Source organism: Mycolicibacterium tokaiense, assembly GCF_010725885.1.
Taxonomy (GTDB): Bacteria; Actinomycetota; Actinomycetes; order Mycobacteriales; family Mycobacteriaceae; genus Mycobacterium; species Mycobacterium tokaiense.
In genome coordinates this window covers 5,899,586-5,920,038 of record NZ_AP022600.1, presented here as the reverse complement: position 1 = coordinate 5,920,038, position 20,453 = coordinate 5,899,586, and the positions used below count along the sequence as shown (strand labels likewise).

The 20,453-nt window shown below is 67.6% G+C and carries 20 protein-coding genes; 5 read left to right on the top strand and 15 right to left on the bottom strand.

The window, feature by feature from the left end:
- Positions 1 to 158 precede the first annotated feature (158 nt).
- Entirely contained in the window at positions 159 to 2,489 is a 2,331-nt protein-coding gene (locus G6N58_RS28515) for an arylsulfatase (protein ID WP_115280543.1), read from the top strand.
- 7 nt (positions 2,490 to 2,496) lie between these two features.
- Here the strand turns inward: G6N58_RS28515 and G6N58_RS28510 are convergent, their stop codons facing one another.
- The 8 genes from G6N58_RS28510 to G6N58_RS28475 all read right to left on the bottom strand — a co-directional run bounded on the left by G6N58_RS28510 (position 2,497) and on the right by G6N58_RS28475 (position 9,348).
- Positions 2,497 to 3,606 (bottom strand): acyl-CoA dehydrogenase family protein, encoded by a 1,110-nt coding sequence (locus G6N58_RS28510; RefSeq protein ID WP_115280544.1) that lies wholly within the window; start codon positions 3,604 to 3,606, stop codon positions 2,497 to 2,499.
- Positions 3,607 to 3,614: 8 nt separating this feature from the next.
- Positions 3,615 to 4,772 carry an acyl-CoA dehydrogenase family protein gene (locus tag G6N58_RS28505; protein ID WP_115280545.1) on the bottom strand — a complete coding sequence of 386 codons (1,158 nt, stop codon included), beginning with the start codon at positions 4,770 to 4,772 and terminating at the stop codon, positions 3,615 to 3,617.
- A gap of 89 nt (positions 4,773 to 4,861) precedes the next feature.
- Positions 4,862 to 5,758, bottom strand: a complete 897-nt coding sequence (locus G6N58_RS28500) for a ferredoxin family protein (RefSeq protein ID WP_115280546.1) — start codon at positions 5,756 to 5,758, stop codon at positions 4,862 to 4,864.
- Positions 5,755 to 6,972 carry a cupin domain-containing protein gene (locus G6N58_RS28495; RefSeq protein ID WP_115280547.1) on the bottom strand — a complete coding sequence of 406 codons (1,218 nt, stop codon included), beginning with the start codon at positions 6,970 to 6,972 and terminating at the stop codon, positions 5,755 to 5,757. Before G6N58_RS28495 ends, G6N58_RS28500 begins: the two co-directional genes overlap by 4 nt.
- Positions 6,973 to 6,981: 9 nt before the next feature.
- On the bottom strand, positions 6,982 to 7,233 hold the full coding sequence (locus G6N58_RS28490) for a BatC protein (RefSeq protein ID WP_068917713.1): 252 nt from the start codon (positions 7,231 to 7,233) through the stop codon (positions 6,982 to 6,984).
- A 249-nt stretch (positions 7,234 to 7,482) separates the two neighbouring features.
- The gene (locus tag G6N58_RS28485) at positions 7,483 to 8,157 is read right to left on the bottom strand and encodes a LuxR C-terminal-related transcriptional regulator (RefSeq protein WP_115280548.1); all 675 of its coding nucleotides are present in this window, start codon (positions 8,155 to 8,157) and stop codon (positions 7,483 to 7,485) included.
- Between the two features lie 469 nt (positions 8,158 to 8,626).
- The gene (locus tag G6N58_RS28480) at positions 8,627 to 8,947 is read right to left on the bottom strand and encodes a GatB/YqeY domain-containing protein (protein WP_115280549.1); all 321 of its coding nucleotides are present in this window, start codon (positions 8,945 to 8,947) and stop codon (positions 8,627 to 8,629) included.
- Positions 8,944 to 9,348, bottom strand: a complete 405-nt coding sequence (locus G6N58_RS28475) for a helix-turn-helix domain-containing protein (protein ID WP_115280550.1) — start codon at positions 9,346 to 9,348, stop codon at positions 8,944 to 8,946. Before G6N58_RS28475 ends, G6N58_RS28480 begins: the two co-directional genes overlap by 4 nt.
- Before the next feature lie 181 nt (positions 9,349 to 9,529).
- Between G6N58_RS28475 and G6N58_RS28470 the strand changes: the two genes are divergently transcribed.
- Together G6N58_RS28470 and G6N58_RS28465 are read left to right on the top strand one after the other, a co-directional pair.
- Positions 9,530 to 10,159, top strand: coding sequence for a sigma-70 family RNA polymerase sigma factor (locus G6N58_RS28470; protein ID WP_115280551.1), 630 nt, complete (start codon positions 9,530 to 9,532; stop codon positions 10,157 to 10,159).
- A 119-nt stretch (positions 10,160 to 10,278) separates the two neighbouring features.
- Positions 10,279 to 11,130 (top strand): DUF4344 domain-containing metallopeptidase, encoded by an 852-nt coding sequence (locus G6N58_RS28465; RefSeq protein ID WP_232068042.1) that lies wholly within the window; start codon positions 10,279 to 10,281, stop codon positions 11,128 to 11,130.
- Between the two features lies 1 nt (position 11,131).
- Here the strand turns inward: G6N58_RS28465 and G6N58_RS28460 are convergent, their stop codons facing one another.
- Positions 11,132 to 12,205: a glycoside hydrolase family 183 protein gene (locus G6N58_RS28460; RefSeq protein WP_115281984.1), complete on the bottom strand. Its 1,074-nt coding sequence runs from the start codon at positions 12,203 to 12,205 to the stop codon at positions 11,132 to 11,134.
- An 87-nt stretch (positions 12,206 to 12,292) separates the two neighbouring features.
- Here G6N58_RS28460 and G6N58_RS28455 point away from each other — a divergent pair, with 87 nt between their 5' ends.
- Together G6N58_RS28455 and G6N58_RS28450 are read left to right on the top strand one after the other, a co-directional pair.
- Positions 12,293 to 12,637 carry a hypothetical protein gene (locus G6N58_RS28455; protein ID WP_115280552.1) on the top strand — a complete coding sequence of 115 codons (345 nt, stop codon included), beginning with the start codon at positions 12,293 to 12,295 and terminating at the stop codon, positions 12,635 to 12,637.
- 99 nt (positions 12,638 to 12,736) lie between these two features.
- Positions 12,737 to 14,545, top strand: coding sequence for a M12 family metallopeptidase (locus G6N58_RS28450; RefSeq protein WP_115280553.1), 1,809 nt, complete (start codon positions 12,737 to 12,739; stop codon positions 14,543 to 14,545).
- Here G6N58_RS28450 and G6N58_RS28445 read toward each other — a convergent pair.
- Genes G6N58_RS28445 through G6N58_RS28420 form a run of 6 tightly spaced genes read right to left on the bottom strand, consistent with a single transcriptional unit; the run spans position 14,524 to position 20,406 of the window.
- A complete protein-coding gene (locus tag G6N58_RS28445) occupies positions 14,524 to 15,321 on the bottom strand; it encodes a TauD/TfdA dioxygenase family protein (protein ID WP_115280554.1) in 798 nt (265 codons plus the stop codon). The genes G6N58_RS28450 and G6N58_RS28445 overlap by 22 nt on opposite strands.
- Complete coding sequence (locus G6N58_RS28440) at positions 15,303 to 16,361, bottom strand: D-alanine--D-alanine ligase family protein (RefSeq protein WP_232068041.1); 1,059 nt, start codon at positions 16,359 to 16,361, stop codon at positions 15,303 to 15,305. Before G6N58_RS28440 ends, G6N58_RS28445 begins: the two co-directional genes overlap by 19 nt.
- The gene (locus tag G6N58_RS28435; RefSeq protein WP_232068040.1) at positions 16,351 to 17,697 is read right to left on the bottom strand and encodes an ATP-grasp domain-containing protein; all 1,347 of its coding nucleotides are present in this window, start codon (positions 17,695 to 17,697) and stop codon (positions 16,351 to 16,353) included. Before G6N58_RS28435 ends, G6N58_RS28440 begins: the two co-directional genes overlap by 11 nt.
- Positions 17,694 to 18,515 carry an O-methyltransferase gene (locus G6N58_RS28430; RefSeq protein WP_232068039.1) on the bottom strand — a complete coding sequence of 274 codons (822 nt, stop codon included), beginning with the start codon at positions 18,513 to 18,515 and terminating at the stop codon, positions 17,694 to 17,696. Before G6N58_RS28430 ends, G6N58_RS28435 begins: the two co-directional genes overlap by 4 nt.
- Positions 18,512 to 19,738, bottom strand: coding sequence for a sedoheptulose 7-phosphate cyclase (locus tag G6N58_RS28425; RefSeq protein ID WP_115280555.1), 1,227 nt, complete (start codon positions 19,736 to 19,738; stop codon positions 18,512 to 18,514). Before G6N58_RS28425 ends, G6N58_RS28430 begins: the two co-directional genes overlap by 4 nt.
- A complete protein-coding gene (locus G6N58_RS28420; RefSeq protein ID WP_115280556.1) occupies positions 19,735 to 20,406 on the bottom strand; it encodes an HAD family hydrolase in 672 nt (223 codons plus the stop codon). The genes G6N58_RS28425 and G6N58_RS28420 overlap by 4 nt, the downstream gene beginning before the upstream one ends.
- Positions 20,407 to 20,453 lie beyond the last annotated feature (47 nt).

The following is a 20,453-nucleotide window of genomic DNA, read 5'->3' as shown; positions in this document are numbered from 1 at the left end:
TACGAGGGCGACGGCGGCGGCACCAGGGCCGAAGGGCCCGGGTCGCGGGGTCTTGCGGCAGCAGCGGCGGCGTTGGACTGCCGTGCGGGAAATCCGTCCCGCGTGCAGCACGATGGACCACAATGATCGCGATCGACCGGTGGAGAAGGAGTGAGCCGATGGCCGGAGAACAGATCGTGGCCCCCACGTTGCCCGGTGGCGCGGTGCTGCCGTTCCCGCCGGTGCCGTCAGGCAGCGTGGCGGGGCGCACGCTGGGTGAGTCGAGCTACGCTCCCCGCGAAGCGCCACGCCGTCTGCATCCCGACACGCCCAACATCGTGATCGTGCTGATCGATGACGCGGGTCCCGGGCTGCCGACGACGTTCGGGGGTGAAGTGACAACGGCGACGCTGGACCGCATCGTTGCCGGGGGAGTTTCCTACAACCGGTTCCACACCACGGCGATGTGCTCGCCGACGCGGGCGTCCCTGCTGACCGGGCGCAATCACCACGAGATCGGCAACGGGCAGATCGCCGAACTGGCCAACGACTGGGACGGCTACTCGGGCAAGATCCCGCGCTCGAGCGCGACGGTGGCCGAGGTGCTCAAGCAGTACGGTTACGCGACATCGGCATTCGGCAAATGGCACAACACCCCTGCCGAGGAGACCACCGCAGCGGGGCCGTTCGAGAACTGGCCCACGGGGCTGGGATTCGAGTACTTCTATGGGTTCCTCGCCGGCGAGGCCTCACAGTACGAGCCGCATCTGGTGCGCAACACCACGGTGGTGCCCCCGCCGCGTACCCCGGAGCAGGGTTACCACCTGTCGGAGGATCTAGCCGACGACGCCATCGGCTGGCTGCGCCGCCACAAGGCATTCAACGCCGACAAGCCGTTCTTCATGTACTGGGCCAGCGGGTGCCTGCACGGGCCACACCACATCATGAAGGAGTGGGCGGACAAGTACGCCGGAAAGTTCGACGACGGCTGGGACGCCTACCGCCGGCGGGTTTTCGAGCGCGCCAAAGCCACCGGCTGGATTCCGCAGGATTGTGAGTTGACCGAGCGGGACGCGACACTGGCCGCCTGGGACGACATTCCCGACGACGAAAAGCCGTTCCAGCGCCGCCTGATGGAAGTGGCCGCCGGCTACGCCGAGCACGTCGACGTCCAGGTGGGCCGGATCGCCGACGAACTCGACGAGCTGGGATACGGGAACAACACGCTGTTCTTCTACATCTGGGGGGACAACGGGTCCTCAGGTGAGGGCCAGAACGGCACCATCGCAGAACTGTTGGCGCAGAACGGAATTCCCACCACGGTGCGCCAGCACATCGATGCCCTCGACCAACTCGGCGGCTTGGACGTGCTGGGTTCACCGCTGGTGGACAACCAATACCACGCCGGATGGGCCTGGGCCGGCTCGACGCCGTACAAAGGCATGAAGCTGCTGGCGTCACACCTCGGCGGCACGCGCAATCCGATGGCGGTGCGTTGGCCTGCGAAGATCACCGCCGACACCACTCCGCGCGACGTATTCCTGCACTGCAACGACGTGGTCCCGACCATCTACGACATCGTGGGCATCGAGACGCCGCGCACGGTGTACGGCGAACCGCAGACCGCGCTCGCGGGAGCCAGTTTCGCGCGCACCCTGGTGGACCGGTCGGCCCCCGGCGGCAAGCAGACGCAGTACTTCGAGATCATGGGCAGCCGGGGCATCTACCACGACGGCTGGTTGGCCTGCGCCCGCGGGCCACGCTTGCCGTGGGTGCCGGGACAGCCCGAGGGCATCGCGACCTGGACCCCCGACCACGACACCTGGGAGCTCTATCACCTCGACCGGGACTGGTCGCAGGCCCACGATCTCGCCGCCGCAGAACCCGACAAACTCGGGCAGATGCGGGAAATGTTCGCCATCGAGGCGGCGCGTAACGCGGTGCTGCCCATCGGAGGTGGCTTGTGGGTGCCGGTGTACCACCCGGAACTGCGCATCACCCCGCCCTACCGGGAATGGACGTTTGCCGGGGACATGGTACGGATGCCGGAATTCTGCGCGCCCGCGCTGGGCAACAAGAACAACGTCGTCACCATCGATGTCGATATCCCGGCGCACGCCAGTGGAGTCCTGTACGCACTGGGCGGCGCTGCAGGCGGGCTGACGTGCTACTTCGACGGCGGCCACCTGGTGTACGAGTACAACCTGTTCATCTTGTCGCGCACCGTTGTGCGCTCGAGCGCCGAGATCGAGGCCGGGACAGCTCGGATCGAGGTACGAACCCAGTACGCCGACCCGCGACCGGCCGGGCCGCTGGACGTCACGGTGGCCGTCGACGGGCAGACCGTGGCATCGGGGCGGGTTCCGGTCAGTGCCCCGTTGCTGTTCACCGCCAACGACTGCCTCGACATCGGAACCTGCCTCGGCTCGCCCGTGTCACACGAGTACCGCGAACGCGCACCGTTCCCCTTCGAAGGCCACATCTCCAGGGTCCACGTCGCCTACACGTGACCGCCGCTCAGAGCGCGGCGATCTCGTATCCGCCGAGCTGGTCCACGAGCACGTGCAGCTGATCGTCGGCCGACCCCAGGGTCTGGTTGATGGCCGTGAGCCGGGCGGCGAAGTGCGCCACCGGATACTCGGCGGTGACGCCGATGCCACCGTGCAGCTGGATGGCCTCCTGGCTGATGTGGCGTCCCGAGCGGGCGACCTGCAGCTTGGCCCGTGCGGCGATGGTCGGGTCCAGCACACCGTCGGAGATCGACATCGCTGCGTACAGGGTCATGCTGCGGGCCAGCTCCAGCGACACGTACATGTCGGCGGCCCGCTGGGTCAGCGTCTGGAATGCGTTGAGCGTGACACCGAACTGCTTGCGGCTCTTCAGGTATTCCGAGGTCAGCCGCAGAGACTCTTCCATGGCGCCGAGCGCCTCCGCGCACAGGGCGGACTGGATGCGGACCAGGGCGCGCTCGATGGTGACCGTCGCGTCGTCGGCGGCGGATCCCAGCGCCACGGCGGGGGAGCCGTTGAGGTCGATCTGCGCACCACGCTGGCCGTCGAACGTGCGGTAGCCGGTCTTGGTGACAGCATCGCCGTCCACCAGGAACAGCCCGGTGCCGCCGTCGGGCAGCGCGGCGGTGACGACCAGTTTGTCTGCGGTGTCGCCGGCGAGCACCGGGTTCTTCTGGCCGCTGAGCATCCAGGCGTCGCCGTCCTGGCGGGCGGTGGTGGTCACGGCGGTAGCGGCTCCCCGCATGCCCGGTTCGAAGTGGGCGAATGCCAACAACAACCGGCCCTCGGCCACCTCGTCGAGCAGCTGCTTGTGCTCGTCGGTGCCGGCCTCGGCGATCACCAGGCCGGGCGCCAGTGCGGCGTGCAGCACCGGCTCGGGTGCCAGCCGGCGACCGAGTTCGGTGAGCACCAGCATGATCTCGATCTGCCCGGACTCCTCCGGGTCGAAGCCCAGACCGAGGATTCCGGTGTCGGCGAGCTGGCTCCACACCTCACGGCTCCAGCCCAGGTCGGTCTCGATGATCTTGTTGCGCCGCTCGGCGTCGTAGCTGTGGGCCAGCAGGTCGCGCGTGGTGTCGCGCAGCATCTCCTGCTCATCGCTGAGTTGAAAGTCCACTTCTTACCTCACAATCCGAGGATGGTCGAGGCGATGATGGTGCGCTGCACCTCATTGCTGCCGCCGTAGATGGAAGTCTTGCGGTAGTTCAGGTAGTGCGGCGCGCTGGCCTGTGCCCACTGCGGCGACAGGATGGCCGCTGCCTCGAACGGCAGGACGTCGGGTCCGGCGACATCCATCATCAGCTCGGTGGTGAGCTGCTGCAGCTGGCTGCCGCGCAGCTTGAGCACCGACGACGCCGGGTTCGGCTGGCCGTCCTTGGAGCCCGAGGCCACCCGCATCTGCGTCAGCTCCAAGGCCAGCAGATCGTTCTCGGCCTCGGCCAGACGCACGGCGAAGAACGGATCGGAGATCAGACCGGTCTTGGTGGCGTGCTTCTTGACCTCGGCGAGCGCCACCTTGGTGGCGCCGATGCGCGCGATACCGGTGCGCTCGTTGCCCAGCAGGAACTTCGCGTAGGTCCAGCCCTGGTTCTCCTGGCCCACCAGGTTCTCGGCGGGCACCCGGACGTCCTCGAAGAACACCTCGTTGACCTCGAAGCTGCCGTCGATCAGCTTGATCGGGCGCATGGTGATGCCGGGGGTGTCCAGGTCGATCAACAGGAACGAGATGCCGGCCTGCTTCTTCGGTGCCTGCGGATCGGTGCGCACCAGGCAGAAGATCCAGTCGGCGTACTGGCCCAGGGTGGTCCAGGTCTTCTGACCGTTGACCACGTAGGTGTCACCGTCGCGGATCGCGGTGGTGCGCAGCGACGCCAGGTCGGAGCCCGCCTCGGGCTCGGAGAACCCCTGGCACCAGAAAATGTCCAGCGCGGCCGTCGGCGGCAGGAAGCGTTCCTTGATCTCCTGGCTGCCGAACTCGGCGATCACGGGACCCACCATCTTGGCGTTGAACGTCAAGGGTTCGGGCACGCCCGCCAGCTGCATCTCGTCCAGCCAGATCTGGTGTTGGGTGGGCGTCCAGTCCTTGCCGCCCCACTCGACGGGCCAGTTCGGCACGGCGATGCCGTGCTCGTGCAGGATCTTGTGGGAGTTGACGATGTCGTCCTTGTTGAGGTGCGTTTCCGTCCGGCTCCGCTCCCGCATGTCCTCGGGGAACTTCGTGGTGTAGATGGTGCGGAGCTCGTCGCGGAACGCGGCTTCCTCCGGTGTCAACGCCAGCTGCATGAGCGGCCTCCCTGCTCGGTGTCGGAGATCTTGGACCGATGTTCAACAGGCTAGCCGACCAGTTGGTTGGGCGGCAGTAGGGGCGGGGGTCAGCCGGGCGGATGTGCAGCGATGGAGTGCAAGCCGAAGCAGCGGACCGGTCCGGCCACCGTTGCCGAGCACTGGGAGAACAACGGCTCGGAGACCACTTCGTCGAGCACCACCTCCAGGTTTCCGCGCTCGCGTGCCAGGACCACCCGGATCTGCCCCGTGCCGCCCTCCATGGCGACGGCGGGCAGAGCCTCGATCCGGTCATCGCCGTACGCCTGCCGCGCGAAATGCTGTGCGGCCTGCACGGCGTGCGGGACCGAGGTGCGGCCCCGCAGAAACCGGTCATCGAGGCGCCCGTCGAGATACAGCCGAACCAGTTCAGCGGCGTCGGTGCCGTCCACCCGGCCGTAACACAACCCCTCCGGCAGGATCAGCATCGTGGCAGCAAACCGGTCGCCGCCCAGATGTGAGCACTCCCAGACCAGCTCGGGATACTCGGCAGCGATGGCGCCGGCGGCGACCCGGCCGCGCACCGCGCAGCACTGGTCGTGCCGGCCGTGGGCGCAGACGGCCACCAGCGGTCCGGTGGCCCGGGTGCCGTCGTGTCCGTCCAGGTCGATGTCGAGGTACTCGGTGGCGGTGTCGACCTCACCGTGGAACAGCTGCGAGCGACCGACGTCGGCCCTGGCCACGAACCACCGCCAGCGCGGCGCCCCGGAGCGGCGACCATGCCGGCGGATCGCGGCGATGCGCATTCCGGCGGCCTCGGCGCGGCGCACGATCGCCCGCCCGAGGACCGGGTCGATACTGGTGGGCGACTGCAGGAACGCCGATGGTCCCCAGCCGCCTTCGACCTCCAGCAGCAGCCAGGCCGAGCCCGCCGACGCGGTGCCGTACATCGGCTCTTCGCGCGCCAGCGACTGGTCGCTGCACGGCGGCCGCCTCGGGGTTGTCACGACGCGGCCGACGAGGGCGCCAGGACGCCCTCCCGCAACAACCGTCGGACCACCACGGCGCCGTCAGCGGCGTCCAGACCGGGCAGGGCCGCAGGGTCGCTGTCGTGGCCGGCGGCCAGATGGGTCAGCGCGGCAAGGCATAACGCGGGGAATCTGATGGTCTTGGTGGGCAGGTGCACCGCCACCCGGTTGTCGCTGTCCTGCGTCAGGGTGGCGTGCAGGCCGCGGCGCCACCGCACCGGTCCCGCGGTGGGGTCTACAGCGGCGCGAAGTGCAGCCAGCGGACGCACGGCATCTGGGCGGGTGCGTGAAACATGCTGAGAGACAAGACGTTCGGTCGCCAGCGCGCTGAGCGTCTCGGCGTTGTCACGCAAGTGGGTGCTCAGCTGCGAGATCACCTTGGCGGCGGTGGCGGCCACGTCGTCATGATCGATCGGGTTCATGCCCAGCGGCAGTGGCGCGCGCAGCTGCTCGATCGCGCTGAGTTCCTCCAGCACAGCCCGGGCCACATCCAGGGGTGTCGTGGCCGCGACACCAACGGTCAGGTGAATGGAGGTGGTGTCCAGGGCTTGCGCGGCGTGTACCCAGCCGCGCGGAACATACAGTGCGTCGCCGTCGGACAGTTCGGCGTCGATCGCCGGTGTATCCCGGACCCGCTCGGCGATGGCCTCGCGGTGATCGGTCCACGGCTGCGACGGCAGCGGATGCGGATGCACCGGTTCGTGGACCATCCACCGCTTGGTTCCCGAGACCTGCAGGACGAAGACATCGTGCACGTCGTAGTGAAAGTCGAACCCGCGGTTGCCCGGCGGGGTGATGTAGGCGTTGACCTGGACCGGATGGCCGATGTCGTCGACTGCGTCGCGGGTGAAGTCGATCAGAGGCGGCCACAACCGGTGCAGACCCTGCAAGACCACCGTGGCACCCGAGGCGAGCTGCTCGAGCACCTTGGCGGAATCGACCTGATCGGTGACCTCCGCGCCGAAACCGGCCGGCCCCAGGTAGGAGTCCTTGGCCAGCAGCCGACCTTCTTTGGCCAGCCGGATGAACGGCGCGCGTACCCCGCGTTCGGCGATCAGCTCGTCCACCATGTCGGGGGAGAGCAGATCACCGAAATCGCGGGGTAGCGCACCGGCTGGGCTCAGCAGCGGCTTGCGTCCCCAGTACTCCGCGGCGAAGACGGACTGGTCGACGCTGATGCAGCGGCTGAGCACTATCGAACTCTAGGCCGTGCCGTCGGCGCCGCCGTCGTGGCCGTCGGGGTTGCTGCCGCCGTCGGCCGGGCCTTCGCCGCCTGCGGTGCCGTCGGCCCCGCCGTCGTGACCCTCGGGGTTGCTGCCGCCGTCGGCCGGGCCTTCGCCGCCTGCGGTGCCGTCCGCGCCACCGTCGTGGCCACCGGGGTTGCTGCCGCCGTCGGCCGGGCCTTCGCCGCCGCCTGCCGCGGAGGTGCTGATGTCATCGTCGTTGATCGCCATGGGGGCCTCTTTCACTGGTGCTGTCCGCTCCAGCCTGCACGGAGCGTGCGCGGGCTGCGCGCGTTTCGGGGATTGCCCCGCCCGCGGGCGGTCGAAACGCCAGGATTGGCTTACCTGCGGAAGCCGGCCCAGGCCTACCCGGAGCGTCTCGGGACGGGCCGGCGATACCCGGAAGCCGCCGACGATTCTGGGCGACGTCGGCGCAGCGGTGAAGTCGAGCTCGGGAATTGGGTGGTTCGTACGACAGGATCAGAGCTCGTTGAGGCTCAGGATCCCGTCTTCCACCGCCCGCGCCAGCAGGGCCGATTTGGTGGGCGCAGGACGGCCTACCGCGGCGTACTTGGCGCGGGCCCGTTGCAGGTGGGTGCGCACGGTGGTGGGCGCGATATAAAGTCTCTTGCCCACCAGTTCCTTGCTCTCGGTCTGAAACCACGCCCGCAGAACCTCGATCTCGCGCTCGGACAGCTTGATCCGGCCCGAGTTCCGGTCATGGGCCAGCGCTTTGGCCATCCTGGGGCCGATGTACGGCGTGCCGGATGCCGCCGAATGCAGGGCCTCGATCAGGTGTAAGCGTCCTTCCGATTTGACCAGGTAGGTCACGGCCCCGAGATCCAAGCTGCTGAGGATGATCTCATCGGCCGCCAGATGCGAGTAGACGACCACCCGTTGGCCTGCCTGGCTGAGCGTGCGCAGTATGTCGAAGTCCGGCCGGCTGCCCTCGATTTGCAGATCCAACAAGACGACGTCCACCTCGTGTGGGACGGCGGGAAAGGCCGTCAAGAACTCTTTCGGATGCAGGTAGTTGCCAACCAGATCGATGGGCGGGTCCGCGGCGGCACACCACGCCTCAACACCAGCGTGCACCACGTCTTGGTCGTCGATGACCGCAACTGTGACCCGTCGCTGCGCGCCTCCAGTGACCAATACTGGACCTCCCCCGACCCGCGATGCAGATACCGCAAATCCGCAACTTCAAGACGCCCTACCTTAATCGGACGTGTCGCGGATCGCGGCAAATACATCTTATTGCCGTGCCTGTATTCCGTCCGCCATTCGACTGGCAAATCCGAAATCTGACCCAAGTGAGGGGTCTGACTCGTCCTTGACAGCGACATCGACGCTTTTACAGCGTGATTCGGCAAAAATCGTCAAGCCGGGTATTTTTGCCAATTCAAGCAAAGTTGCTCTCGGGACAATGGCGCCGGGACTCATTGTCTCAGCGCAACGGCGTCGGTACACAATTCGACCGGGGCGGGGACACAGCAAATCGGAGTCGTCGGATAATGCCGTCTGGCGTATCGGGGACTTCTGCGGCGACCATTCGTGTACGCACGACAGCATCACGTGACTTGGGCGCGCTGGTAACCGCGCAGCGGTTACCAGCGCGCCGAAATCACGGGAGGTGGCGGCGCAGCAGGGCGGCCTGGCGGCGCAGGCGCGCGGCGGGCCCGGCCTGACCCACCGCGTCGTAACCGTCGACCTCGACGGCATAACCATGCACGTGCCCGGCCAGCACGGCATGGACTTCGTCGGCCGAGAGCTCGCGCCGGGCCACCTCAGTGGCCGTGACCCCCTCGGCATCAACACTTTCGGCGTTGTCGATGGCCGCGATCGCCGTGCGCAGGGCCGCCACGTGAACGGTGTCGCGGATTTTCATGGCGGCCAGCAGGTCGCGGCGCAGGGCGGCGCGCACGGCGTCGGCGTCTCGTGTCATGACGCGGCGTCCCGGATGAGCGCACTGACCATGGACAACAGTGCGGCGGCGTCATCGGCATCACCCACGGCGACGACCGTGAGGGTGCGCTGGACCGGTTCGTAGGACGTGTGCACCTGCAGTCGTGCGGCGCTCGCGCCGGCCAGCGCCAGGGTGGACACCCGGTCCATCAGTTCGCGGGTGATGTCGGCGATCCGCACGACGGTGGTGGTGTCCAGGCGCGGTGGCGCCGCCGCGGGCGCACCACCGGTGAACGCGCGCAGATCGACCTCGGAGATGCGGTACTGCTTTCCGATTCGCACGGCCGGCAGCCGTCCGTCGCGCACATAGTGGCGGATGGTCCGGACGTGCAGACCGAGCAGGTCGGCCACGTCATCTGGCGAGTACATCGTCGCAGACATGACAGAAACCTACCCTATACATCCCTACTGAAGGGCTTTTGCGTAACGATGGGGAAGGTGATGAACGTGGGTAGTGCTAGCCGGTAGTTCGAGAGTGGGGTCAGCACGGGCGACCACGGGCCGCTGCGGGACGAATATCAACCGCAGGAGTGAATACGGGTCCAGTCAGGGGAGCACAGCGATGGCACGGAATCTCGAGGCAGCAGACCACCACCCGGCCATTGCCGGCCGGGACGCCGCGCTGCGGCAGCGGTTCGAACGCGACGTCCTGCCCAGGCTGGACCAGCTCTACGGCGGCGCGCTGCGGATGACGCAGAACCGCGCCGACTGCGAAGATCTGTTGCAGGAGACGATGATCAACGCCTTTGTCGGCTTCCACAGCTTTCGCGACGGCACCAACCTGCTGGCGTGGCTGTACCGCATCATGACCAACACCTACATCAGCGGGTACCGCAAGCGCCGGGTCCGGCCGACGGAGTACGCCACCGACGAGATCACCGACTGGCAGCTGGCCGACGAAGCAGCGCACTCGTCCACGGGCCTGCGCTCCGCAGAGGTCGAGGCGTTGGAGGCGATGCCCGACGCGCGCATCGTCGCGGCGCTGCAGACACTTCCGGACGAGTTCCGCATGGTGGTGTACTACGTCGATGTCGAGGGCTTCGCCTACCGGGAGGTCGCCGAGATCATGGGCACCCCGCTGGGAACCGTGATGTCCCGGCTGCATCGCGGGCGCCGGCAGCTGCGCTCGCAGTTGGCCGAGGTGGCCCGCGACCGGGGCTATGCCGGTGCGGGCACCGCACTGGTGGCCTGAGCGACACTTTGCCCGAACAGTAGCGCGGAGATGTTTGCTGCGATATCTTCCTGAGCGTCAACTTGTGAATTCATGAATGTGATGCGGGCGCTCGGCGCCGCTGGGGAAGGTCAGGCGTGGTGCGTTCTTTCTGGCTGCCGTTGTTTGCGGCGACGATGGTGATCGCCGGCTGCGGCAGCTCCGAAGAGGCGCCCGCGCCGTCGGCGGAGCCGGAGACGACGGCGGTCGAGGCGGCGGACGCCGAGTCGGTGCCCGACGCCGGCGACATGATTCCCGAATACCAGGACGCCACCACCCCGGAGGCCATCCGCGGCAAGCAGATCTTCGAGGACGGCAAGATGCTCGAGGACATGGCCGAGGGCGCCACCGATCTGCTGAAGCTGCCCTTCGACATTCCGCTGGTGGGCGCCCAGTGCGACGAGCCCAACGCCTGGTGGAGCCCGTCCGAGCAGACCATGACCATGTGTTACGAGTACGTCGACTTCGCCGAGAGCATGTTCCTGGACGCGGGTGACACCCCGGAGGACGCGCTGAATTCGGCGGTCAATGCCACCTATGCCACCTTCTTCCACGAGATGGGCCACATGGTGATCGACATCTACGACCTGCCCACCACAGGACGCGAAGAAGATGTGGCAGACCAGCTTTCGGCCTTCATGCTGCTGGTGCCCGGCGACGACGACCAGCTGGACCCCGAGTCGGTGGACGTGCTGCGTGACAACGCCCGCTTCTTCGCCGCCTTCTCCGACTACGGCGAGTTGGACGAGGCGGCCTTCGCCGACGAACACTCGCTGGACCAGACCCGGATGTTCAACCTGCTGTGCTGGGCCTACGGCGCCGATCCCGAGATGAACGCCGACCTGGTGGACAACGAACTGCTGCCGCAGGAACGGGCCGGCCAGTGCGAGGACGAGTACGACCGGATGAGTTACGCCTGGTCGACACTGCTGGTGCCTTACATCAAAGAGTGACCTACCGGGTGTCGCGCAGTGTCACGCCGAAATGCATGACGCGGTAAGGCCAGTGCGCCCGGGTGTGCCACTGCGAGACCATCAGCCCGACCCCGCCGGGTACGCCGACGCGCGAATTCGGTAGCAGGTAGCCGCCGTAGAGCTGGGCGACGCGGTTGCGGGTGTGGTCTTCGTCGTCCCAACCACATCCCAGCACCGGCATCTGGACCTCGGTGGCGAACATGTTGGCCACCGGCGAGCTGATCACCCGGTAGCCCAGTGCATATTTCGACGACAGGAAGCCGCCCAGCACCCAGGTTCCGGCTGCCAGCCGGCGTAATGTCAGTTCACCCCAGGTCTCCCCGCCGGGGGTGATGGGTGTCGGCTCGTTGCCCCATCCCCAGACGCCGTGGCGGAACCCCCACCCCGAGTAGCGAGTGCGCTCGCCCAGATGCTCGGGGCGGACCCGGCGCAAGATGATGCCCTTATTGCGTTGAAAGCCGGTGGACACCACATAGACCCAGCCATCATCGGGGTCGAAGTCCCAGGACCACAGTTGGGCGTGGCCACCGTGCAGGGCGGCGGGGAACTTGGCACGCTCACCCAGGTGATGCCACGTCACGCCGCTGTCGCCCGAGCGCCAGATCTCCGTCCAGACCGCGTTTCCGAAGCCGCGGTTGACGATTGCGTGCAGATAGAGCGTGTCGCCGACCCGGAGCAGATCCGACGGGATCACCGTGCTGATACCGCCTTTGGTCCACCGCGGTGCGGTGTCATCGTGGATGTAGTGCCACAACTGACGGGCGTACCCGGCATCGGGTCCGCCGGCCTGGTGATAGCGCACCGGGCGACGGGCGTCACCGGTGCCGATCAGTACCACCGGAGAACGCCAGTCGCCGACGCCCACCCGGTCCCCGGAGAACGTGTCCCCGAAGACCGACACCAGGTTGCCGTCGGGCGCCTCGATGGAGGCGCCGAGGTCGGTGGCCGCGGCGCCCCAGCGGTCGGTCAGGCCGGGGCCGGTGACATCGGCGAGCTTGCCGGGGCTGCGAGGCGTGACTGCAGCGCGTGCGGTCGGTGACTGCCTGGTCGTCATCTGCCCCATGCTGGCACAGGGGCCGCGCGGTGAGCCGAGTAGTGCGCTACCTGCCCGCGGCGGCGCGGCCCAGGCGACGATGGGGGCATGGTGATGCGCCGGATCAGCGGGACAGTGGTGATGCCACCGGACGCCCCCGTCACCACGGCGGCGATGGTGCTGGAACTGCGTGACACCTCATGGGCCGACGCGCAGGCGCCGCAGATCGCCGTCGCCAGTTTTCCCGACACCGCGGTATCACCGGGCCGCCGTCAACACTTCGCGATGCAGGCGCCGGAAACCTCGTCCCACCAGCAGCTTTCGCTGCAGTGTCAGATCAGTCTGGCCGGCTCCCAGCAGCTCGGCGCGGGAGACCTGGTGTCCGTCGAGAGCATCCCCGTCGCCTCCGCCGGGGACGTGACCGGCCTGACCGTGCGCGTCGTCGCCGTGTGAACAGGTAGCCCGCTACGCACGACCACGTCTGCGTGACGGACCGATGCTGCACACGGCACATTCGCGGCACACGCGACTCAACCAGGAAGCAGGCAACCCATGACCACCATCGAGAACACCACCACCGAACACGACAGCGGCGAATTCCGGTCCGGAGGCACCACCGGCACCGGCTTCGTCGAGACCCCGGGCGGGGTCCGCACCGAGGTGACCTACAGCGACATCGACGGCCTGGCGCTGTTCGAGGGCGACATCGTGCTGGGGGAGACGGTGGGGCAGGAGGGCGTCATCGTCACCGGGGCCGGCCACCGATGGCCGGGCGCGGTGGTCCCGTTCGAGGTCGACCCCAATCTGCCCAATCCGCAACGGGTCACCGACGCGGTGGCGCACTACGGGGCGCTCACCCCGGTGCGTTTTGTGCCGCGCAACGGACAGTCCGATTACGTCCGCTTCATCCCTGACACCGGCAGCAGTTCCCGCGTGGGCCGCCAGGGCGGGCGTCAGGACATCCGCATCGCCGCGGGCGCACCCACCGGGACGGTGATCCACGAGATGGGGCATGCCATCGGGCTGTGGCACGAGCAGAGCCGGGAGGACCGCAACGCGCTGATCACCGTCAACTTCGCCAACATCGCCTCGGGGGATCAGCACAACTTCCAGCAACACATCAGCGACGGTGACGACACAGGCGGGTACGACTTCGGATCCATCATGCATTACCCCGCAACGGCTTTCAGTACCAACGGTCAACCCACCATCGTCCCCAAGGTGCCGTTGCCGCCGGGGGTGGTGATGGGTCAGCGGAACGGACTGTCGGTCGGGGACCGGCTGGCCATCCAGGCCATGTACGGCGGCTGGGCGCCGGACTGGTTCGCCCTGCCCGGCGGGCACATCTTCGACAACAAGAAGCAGAAGATCTCCGCCGTCTCCCGCGGACGCACCAACCTCGACCTGTTCGTCCTGGGCTTCGACAACAAGGCCTACACCCACTTCTGGAACGGCCGCTGGAACGGTGACTGGTTCGCGCTGCCGGGCCGGCACATCTTCGACCACGCCACCCAGAGGATCGCCGCGGTGTCGCGGGGCCCGAACAATCTGGACCTGTTCGTGATCGGGTTCGACAACAAGGTCTACACCCATTTCTGGAACGGGCAGTGGAACTCCGACTGGTTCGCGCTGCCGGGACAACACATCTTCAACAACCGTACCCAGCACATCGCCGCGGTCTCGCGCACACCGAACCACCTGGACCTGTTCGTCATCGGGTTCGACAACCGTGTCTACACCACGTTCTGGACCGCGCAGGGCGGCTGGAGCAGGGACTGGTTCCCACTGCCGGGCCGGCACACTTTCGATCACACCACCCAGAAGATCGCCGCGGTGTCCCGCGGCCCCAACAATCTGGACCTGTTCGTCATCGGGTTCGACAACAAGGTCTACACCCATTTCTGGAACGGCCAGTGGAACAGCGACTGGTTCGCACTGCCCGGGGGTCACACCTTCGACAACAAGACCCAGCACGTGGCCGCGGTCTCCCGCGGCGCCGGCAACCTGGACCTCTTCGTGCTCGGCTTCGACAACAAGGCGTACACGCATTTCTGGAACGGCCGGTGGAACAACGACTGGTTCCCGCTGCCCGGACGCCACGTCTTCGACAACAAGAAGCAGCGGCTCTCGGTGGTCTCGCGGGGCCCGAACAATCTGGACCTGTTCGTCATCGGCTTCGACAATCGCGGTTACACCCACTTCTGGAACGGCGCCTGGGCCGCCGACTGGTTCCCGCTGCCGGGCGGGCACATCTTCGACAACCAGACCCAGCAGATCGCCGCGGTGTCACGAGGGCCGAGCAACCTGGACCTGTTCGTGCTCGGCTTCGACAACCGGGGCTACACCCACTTCTGGAGCTGACGCGGTGCCGCACCGTCGGTGACCATGCCGCGGTGCATCACCCGGTCGCCGACCACCCCCTGGTGGTCGGCGCGGTGCATCACCACCCGGTTGTCCCACACCACCACGTCGCCGGGCAACCAGCTGTGCCGCAACACGTTGTCGTCACGGGTGGAATGCTCGAACAGATAACCCACCAATTCGCCGGCCTGCCGGTCGGTCAACCCGGACACCGACCGGCACCGCGGGGGAGTCGACAGGAACAGTGCGGTGCGGCCGCTGACCGGGTGGGTGCGCAACGCGGGGTGGGTGGCCTGCGCCTCGTCGCCGTCGCTCAGGCTGACCCCGGTGGCCACGTGGGTGATGGACCGCCGTGCAAGGTCCCGGCGGATGTGCTCGGGAAGGGTGTCGTGCGCGCGGTACTGGTTGCTGAACAGGGTCTGCCCACCGTGGGCCGGTATCCGCACCGCGCGCAGTGCCGTGTAGGCCGGCGGCTCCTGCACGTAACTGGTGTCGACATGAAAGCTGGAGCGCGGCGGCCGGGTTCGGCCGACATTGCTGATGATGTTCAGGTCGGGATGGCCGTCCACGGGGGTCTCACCCTGGGTGAAGACCACCCGGCCGAAACTGCGCAGGAAGTCCAGCAGCGCTTCGTCGTCGGCGTTCTGGTCACGCAGGATCACCACACCGTGCTCCGCGAGCTGGGTTCGCAACCACGACGCCTGACGCAGCCCCAGCGCACCGACGGGGACGCCGGTGATGAGCGCGCCAACGGGTTTCAGTGGCTCGGCGTGCACGTCTTGGCCTCCTGGTCCAGTTCGGTGAGCACGCCGGCGAAGAGCTCGCCGACGCCGGTGCCTGCGCCGGCCGCCATCACCGCGATCACGCTGCTCGGGGCGAACGAGCAATACAGTCCGGCTTCCAGGAACCACGGGTTGCCCTGCGGGTCGATGCGAAAGTCGAAGAGGCTGTAGTGCCGGCACCCCAGCGCCCGGTGGGCAGCCCGCGCCGCTGCCCGGACGCGGTCGGTGAGCGGATCGTCCTCGGGCACCAGCCAGGCGTGGGCCCGGTCTTTGGCCACCAGGTACAGCTGACCGTCGGCGCTGCGCGCGAGTTTGTCCGCGCTGTCGCGGATCGGTTTGGTCACCGGGTCCACGGCGTACTCCTCCAGCGGCAGCCCCACCAGGTCACCGTCGCGGGCGACGATGCCACAACGCACTTCGCGGCCCAGTTCTACGTACTGCTCCACCAGAGCGGTGTCGCCGTGGCAGAGCGCGGCATCGACGGCCACGGCGTACTGCCGGCGATCGTGGACCAGCGTGACGCCGACGGAGTTGTCGGTGGCGACCGGCTTGACCACGACCGGGAACGGGATGTCCACCGGCTGTTGATCGTTCACCACCCGTGCGGCGGGTACCGCGACCCCGGCGGCCGCGACGATGGCCCGAGTCTTGGCTTTGTCCGCGGCGATACCCATCACGGTCGCGGTGTTGCCGACGTACGGGATGCCGAGGATGTCGAACAGCGCGCGGTAGGCCGTCATCCCCGGGTGGCAGAACATCTGCGGCACCACGACATCCACCTCGAGCTGCTCGATGTGCGCCACCGCGTGTGACAGCGACATCGGGATGGCCGAGGACAGCGCCGCCGCTGAAAGGGCGCGCGGGAACCGCCAGGTGCCGCCGGGTTCGACGTGCGCCAGGTGCATCTCGTAGCGGTGCGGATCCTCGAGCGCCAGCAGGCAGCCCAGGGCGTACAACCGGGACAGTTCGGCGTGGAACTCATCGACCGGGGAGCCGATCAGGTGCAGGATGCGCCGCCGCGTCTCAATCCCCACCAGGCTCCACCAGCTTGCCGATGTTGAAGTCGATGCGGCTCCAGCCTTTTCGGGCGCGCAGGTTGCCCAGCAGCAGTGCCGGGATCTGCAGATGATGTAACCCGAAGTAGGGCAGCGGGTCCTGCCAGGAGAACACCGCGTCCGTTCCGGAGACGATGGTGCGCAGGCGGGCCAGCCGGCGCGGCTGGGTGAGCAGCCGCCACAGCTCGTGATAGATCCAGTACGTCGGTCGGGCCGAGGGATTGGGCACGATCATGGGGTGACCGTCCTCGAGATACGCCGCGGCCACGCCAGGGTGGTCGTAGAACATCGTGATGGCCGAATGGGTCCGCGGGTTGCACTCGATGGCGTACGGGTGACCGTCGGGACCCTCGATGAAGTCGAACGACACCTGACCGGTGATGCCTGTGCCTGCGGCGAAGCGCTGGACCCAGTTGTGGATCTCGGGCTTGTCCACCTGTGCGTAGTTGATCTGGAACGCCGATGACTCACAGCAGCCGTAGACCTGGACCCGGCCCTGGCGAACGGTGCTGTGGGTGCAGTACTCCTGTCCCGCGATGAACTCCTGCAGGATCCACGGATCGTCCTCGCTGATGTGCAGGCTGCGCGCGAAGGCGACGTTGCGCTCGGGTGTATCCGCCGACAGCCGGGTGAGGTCCATCCGGCCGACCGGGTTGTAGGCCACCCGCTTGAGGATGTAACTGCGCCCGGGTGGGAACGGGAAGTCCTGGATCTGGCGGGCGTCGGTGATCTGATGGGAGTCCGGGACTCGCAGCCCCAGAGTTGTTGCCGCGCGGGAGAACCGGACCTTGTCGTCGAGATTGCGGACCATGCGCGAGTCGACGTGGATGACCTCGCACACGCCGTCGAGTAGTGCCCGGGCGTCGGCGTCGTGCACGCTGGCGGCCGGGCTGGACACCGGGACGTACACGTCGACGTGTTCCCGGCGCACCACCTCCAGCAGCGCTTCGGCGTAGCCCGGTTCGTGGGGTTCGGGCACCACGTGGAAGCGGTCGACGGCCCGGGACAGGCGGTGTCCGGTGAAGCGGTACTTCGCCGACTCCACCAGGATCACCCGGTGCCCGGCGGCATGGAACGACCGCGCCAACGCCAGCGCCTTGGTCATCTTGGCGCCGCTGATCAGCACGGTCCGGGGACGTGGATGCGCCGCCGGCGTGGTGGGTCGCACGAACAGCAGCGCCAGACCCACCAGCGCGGCGTCCAGCGGCAGCGTGGCACCCAGGCCTGCCAGCGCCAGCAGAGTGCGTGCCGGAGCCGCTGCCACCGGCCGGCGGGTCACCTCCGCTGCCGGTGCGACCGTGGCGGTGGCGGTCACGCGGGCGTTCTCCGAATGAGCGTCAGCCCATCGCGCAACGGAATGAGCACCTGCTCGACCCGGGGGTCGTCGGCGATCGCCTGGTTGAACGTCGCGATGGCCGCCCCGTTGGCCGTCACGCCCGAGCCGGTGTAGGGCTGGCCCTGCATCAGCGTGTTGTCGACGGCGATGACGGCCTCTGGTCCCAGTAGCGGGCTGCTCAGCAGGAAGTCGACGTAGCCCAGGTAACCGGCTTTGTCTGCGTCGATGAACACGAAGTCGAAGGGCGGCTCGGTGTCGGGCAGCTGGTGCAGCGTCTCCAGTGCCGGGCCCACCGCGATGGTGATGCGGTCCCCGAACGGTGAGGCGTCGAAGCATTCCCGAGCGAAGCGGGCCACGTCCGGATCGATCTCGCAGGCCAGCACCGTTCCCCCGGCGGGCATGGCCTCGGCCATCGCGAGCGCCGAATAACCGGTGAACATCCCGATTTCCAGCACCCGGGTGCAGCGCGAGAGGTGCAGCAGGAACTGCAGCGCCTTGCCCTCCACGTGACCGGAGAGCATCTCCTGCTCGAGGAACACCGCACCGTCGGCGCGGGCGCTCCAGTCCGTGTGCGCGGTGCGTTCGCTCAGCCGGGCCAGCGCGGTCGATTCGGGGGAGGTGCACCGGTCCAGGTAGGGGTCCAGGCCCGCGGCCAGGGCGCCGGCCCGCTGCGCGCGGTCGAGCACCGCCGCCGGCAGACCGGCGACGGTGCCGAGTTCGCGGCACAACTCGGCGAGTTCGGCGGCCAGGATGCTGGTCGGGGTCACCGGCCTCGGGGTGAGGGCGGCACCGGTCACCGCGCGTCGTCCTCGGTGTCCACCGGGGTGAACATGTCCAACCCGTCGCCGCCACGGTCGAAGTCCAGGCACAGCTTCTTGTGCAGCGTCAAGGTGTCGGCCAGCTCGTCGACGGTGACGTCGTTGAGGAAGCGGCAGTGACCGATCGGGTCCGGCACCGCGGCGCGCAGCAGCCCGTCGCGGGTGCGCAGGATCGATTCGGTGGCCGACGCCAGCAGCTCCGGCGTCAGGTGTTCGCTGTCGAGTGCCAGGCCCAGGGAACTCATCACGCCCAGCACGCGGTCGCGATCGTTGGCACTGAGATGTCCCCGCTGCTCGGCGAGGGTGGTGGACAGCGCCATGTCGATGTTGATGGCGTGGCCGTGGAAGAACGGCCGCTCCGGAGTGAGTTCCAAAGTGGGACTCCAGGTGTGGCCGAACGCGATCACCCGGTCGAGATCGATCTCGTGCAGATTGGGCGCTTCGAGTTCGAGCATGGTGGCGATGGCCTGGTAGGTGAGCCGGTGGGCCACCTCCCGCAACTGCGGGGTGCCGTCGCGGTGGCCGAACCGGGTGCGCAGCAGTTCCGGACCGAAATCCTCCAGCAGCCCGAAGATCTCGCTGTTGCCGACGACGGCGATCTTGATCAGCTCGGCCATGCCGTTGCGTACCTGGTCCTCGGGCAGGGTGGCCAGGAAGGAGAAGTCCAGGAACACCGTCGATGACGCGTGGTAGGCGCCGAGGCGGTTCTTGTGCTTGCCGTGGTTGACAGCCACCTTGATCGAGACGCTGGCGTCGATGAGGCCGATCAAGGTGGTGGGGATGCGGATGTAGGGCGTGTTGCGCCGGTAGCTGGCGCAGGCGAATCCGGCCACGTCGGTGGTCAGCCCGCCGCCGACCACCAGCACCGGTTCGGTGCGCACCAGCCCGAAGGTGTCGAACTCTCCGACGATGCGCTCGAAGGTCTCCAGCGACTTGGCCGTCTCGCGGATCTGGATGGGCACCACGGTCAACGTGATTCCGTGGTGATCGAAGTAGGCGTGGATCTGCCGGCTGTAGAGCGCGTAGACCGACTCGTCCACCACCATCAGTGCGCGGCCGTAGGGGCGGTAGCAGTCGGCCAGAGCGGTCTGTCCGACGTCGAACACGCCGTCGACATAGACCAGGTCGTAGGAGATGGTCTCGTGTCCGACGACGTGAAAAGCCTTGTCGTCCTGGGTGACTGTGGCAGCCATGGTGCTCATCGAGCCTCCTTGATGAGGGCGAGGACGGTTTCGGCGTCCAGCGTGTCGACGGTGGTGGTGGCGGCGGAGAAATCACCGTCGGCGGTGTTCTCGTTGGGGAAGGCCACGCAGCTGATGCCGGCGGCGGAGGCGGCCTGCACGCCGCCCTGGTTGTCCTCGATGGCGACGACGGTGCCGGCGTCCTCACCGAGCTGCTCGAGGGCGTACAGATACACCGCCGGGTCGGGTTTGACGTCCGAGACCGACGTCTTGTCGACCACGATGTCGAAGCTGTCGGTGCTGAGGTCCGGGGACAGCGCGGACAGCAGAGCCGCGACGTTCTCCGGTGAGGTGGTGGTGACGAAACCGAGCGAAACACCTTGCTGCCTGGCTTCTTTCACAGTGTCCAGGACGCCGGCCCGCGGCGACACCCCGACCGAGCCGAGCAGTTCCTGGAAGATCGAGGATTTGGTGGCGTGCACCTCGGCGGCGTCGACGTCGACGCCCTTGGCCGAGGCGTAGTCGGCGATGCGGTTCTGGCCGCCGTTGGAGCCGAGCATCGACGCATAGTCGTCGCGCGACCAGTTCCAGTCCAGGCCGTGCGCCTGGAAGGCCTCGTTGAAGGCGCGACGTTGCAGCTCGGAGGTATCAGCCAGAGTGCTGATCGAACCGAACAGGATTGCGGACATGGGTTTCCTTCCCTGGAGCCACGGTCCTCACATGAGGTGGCTGGGCG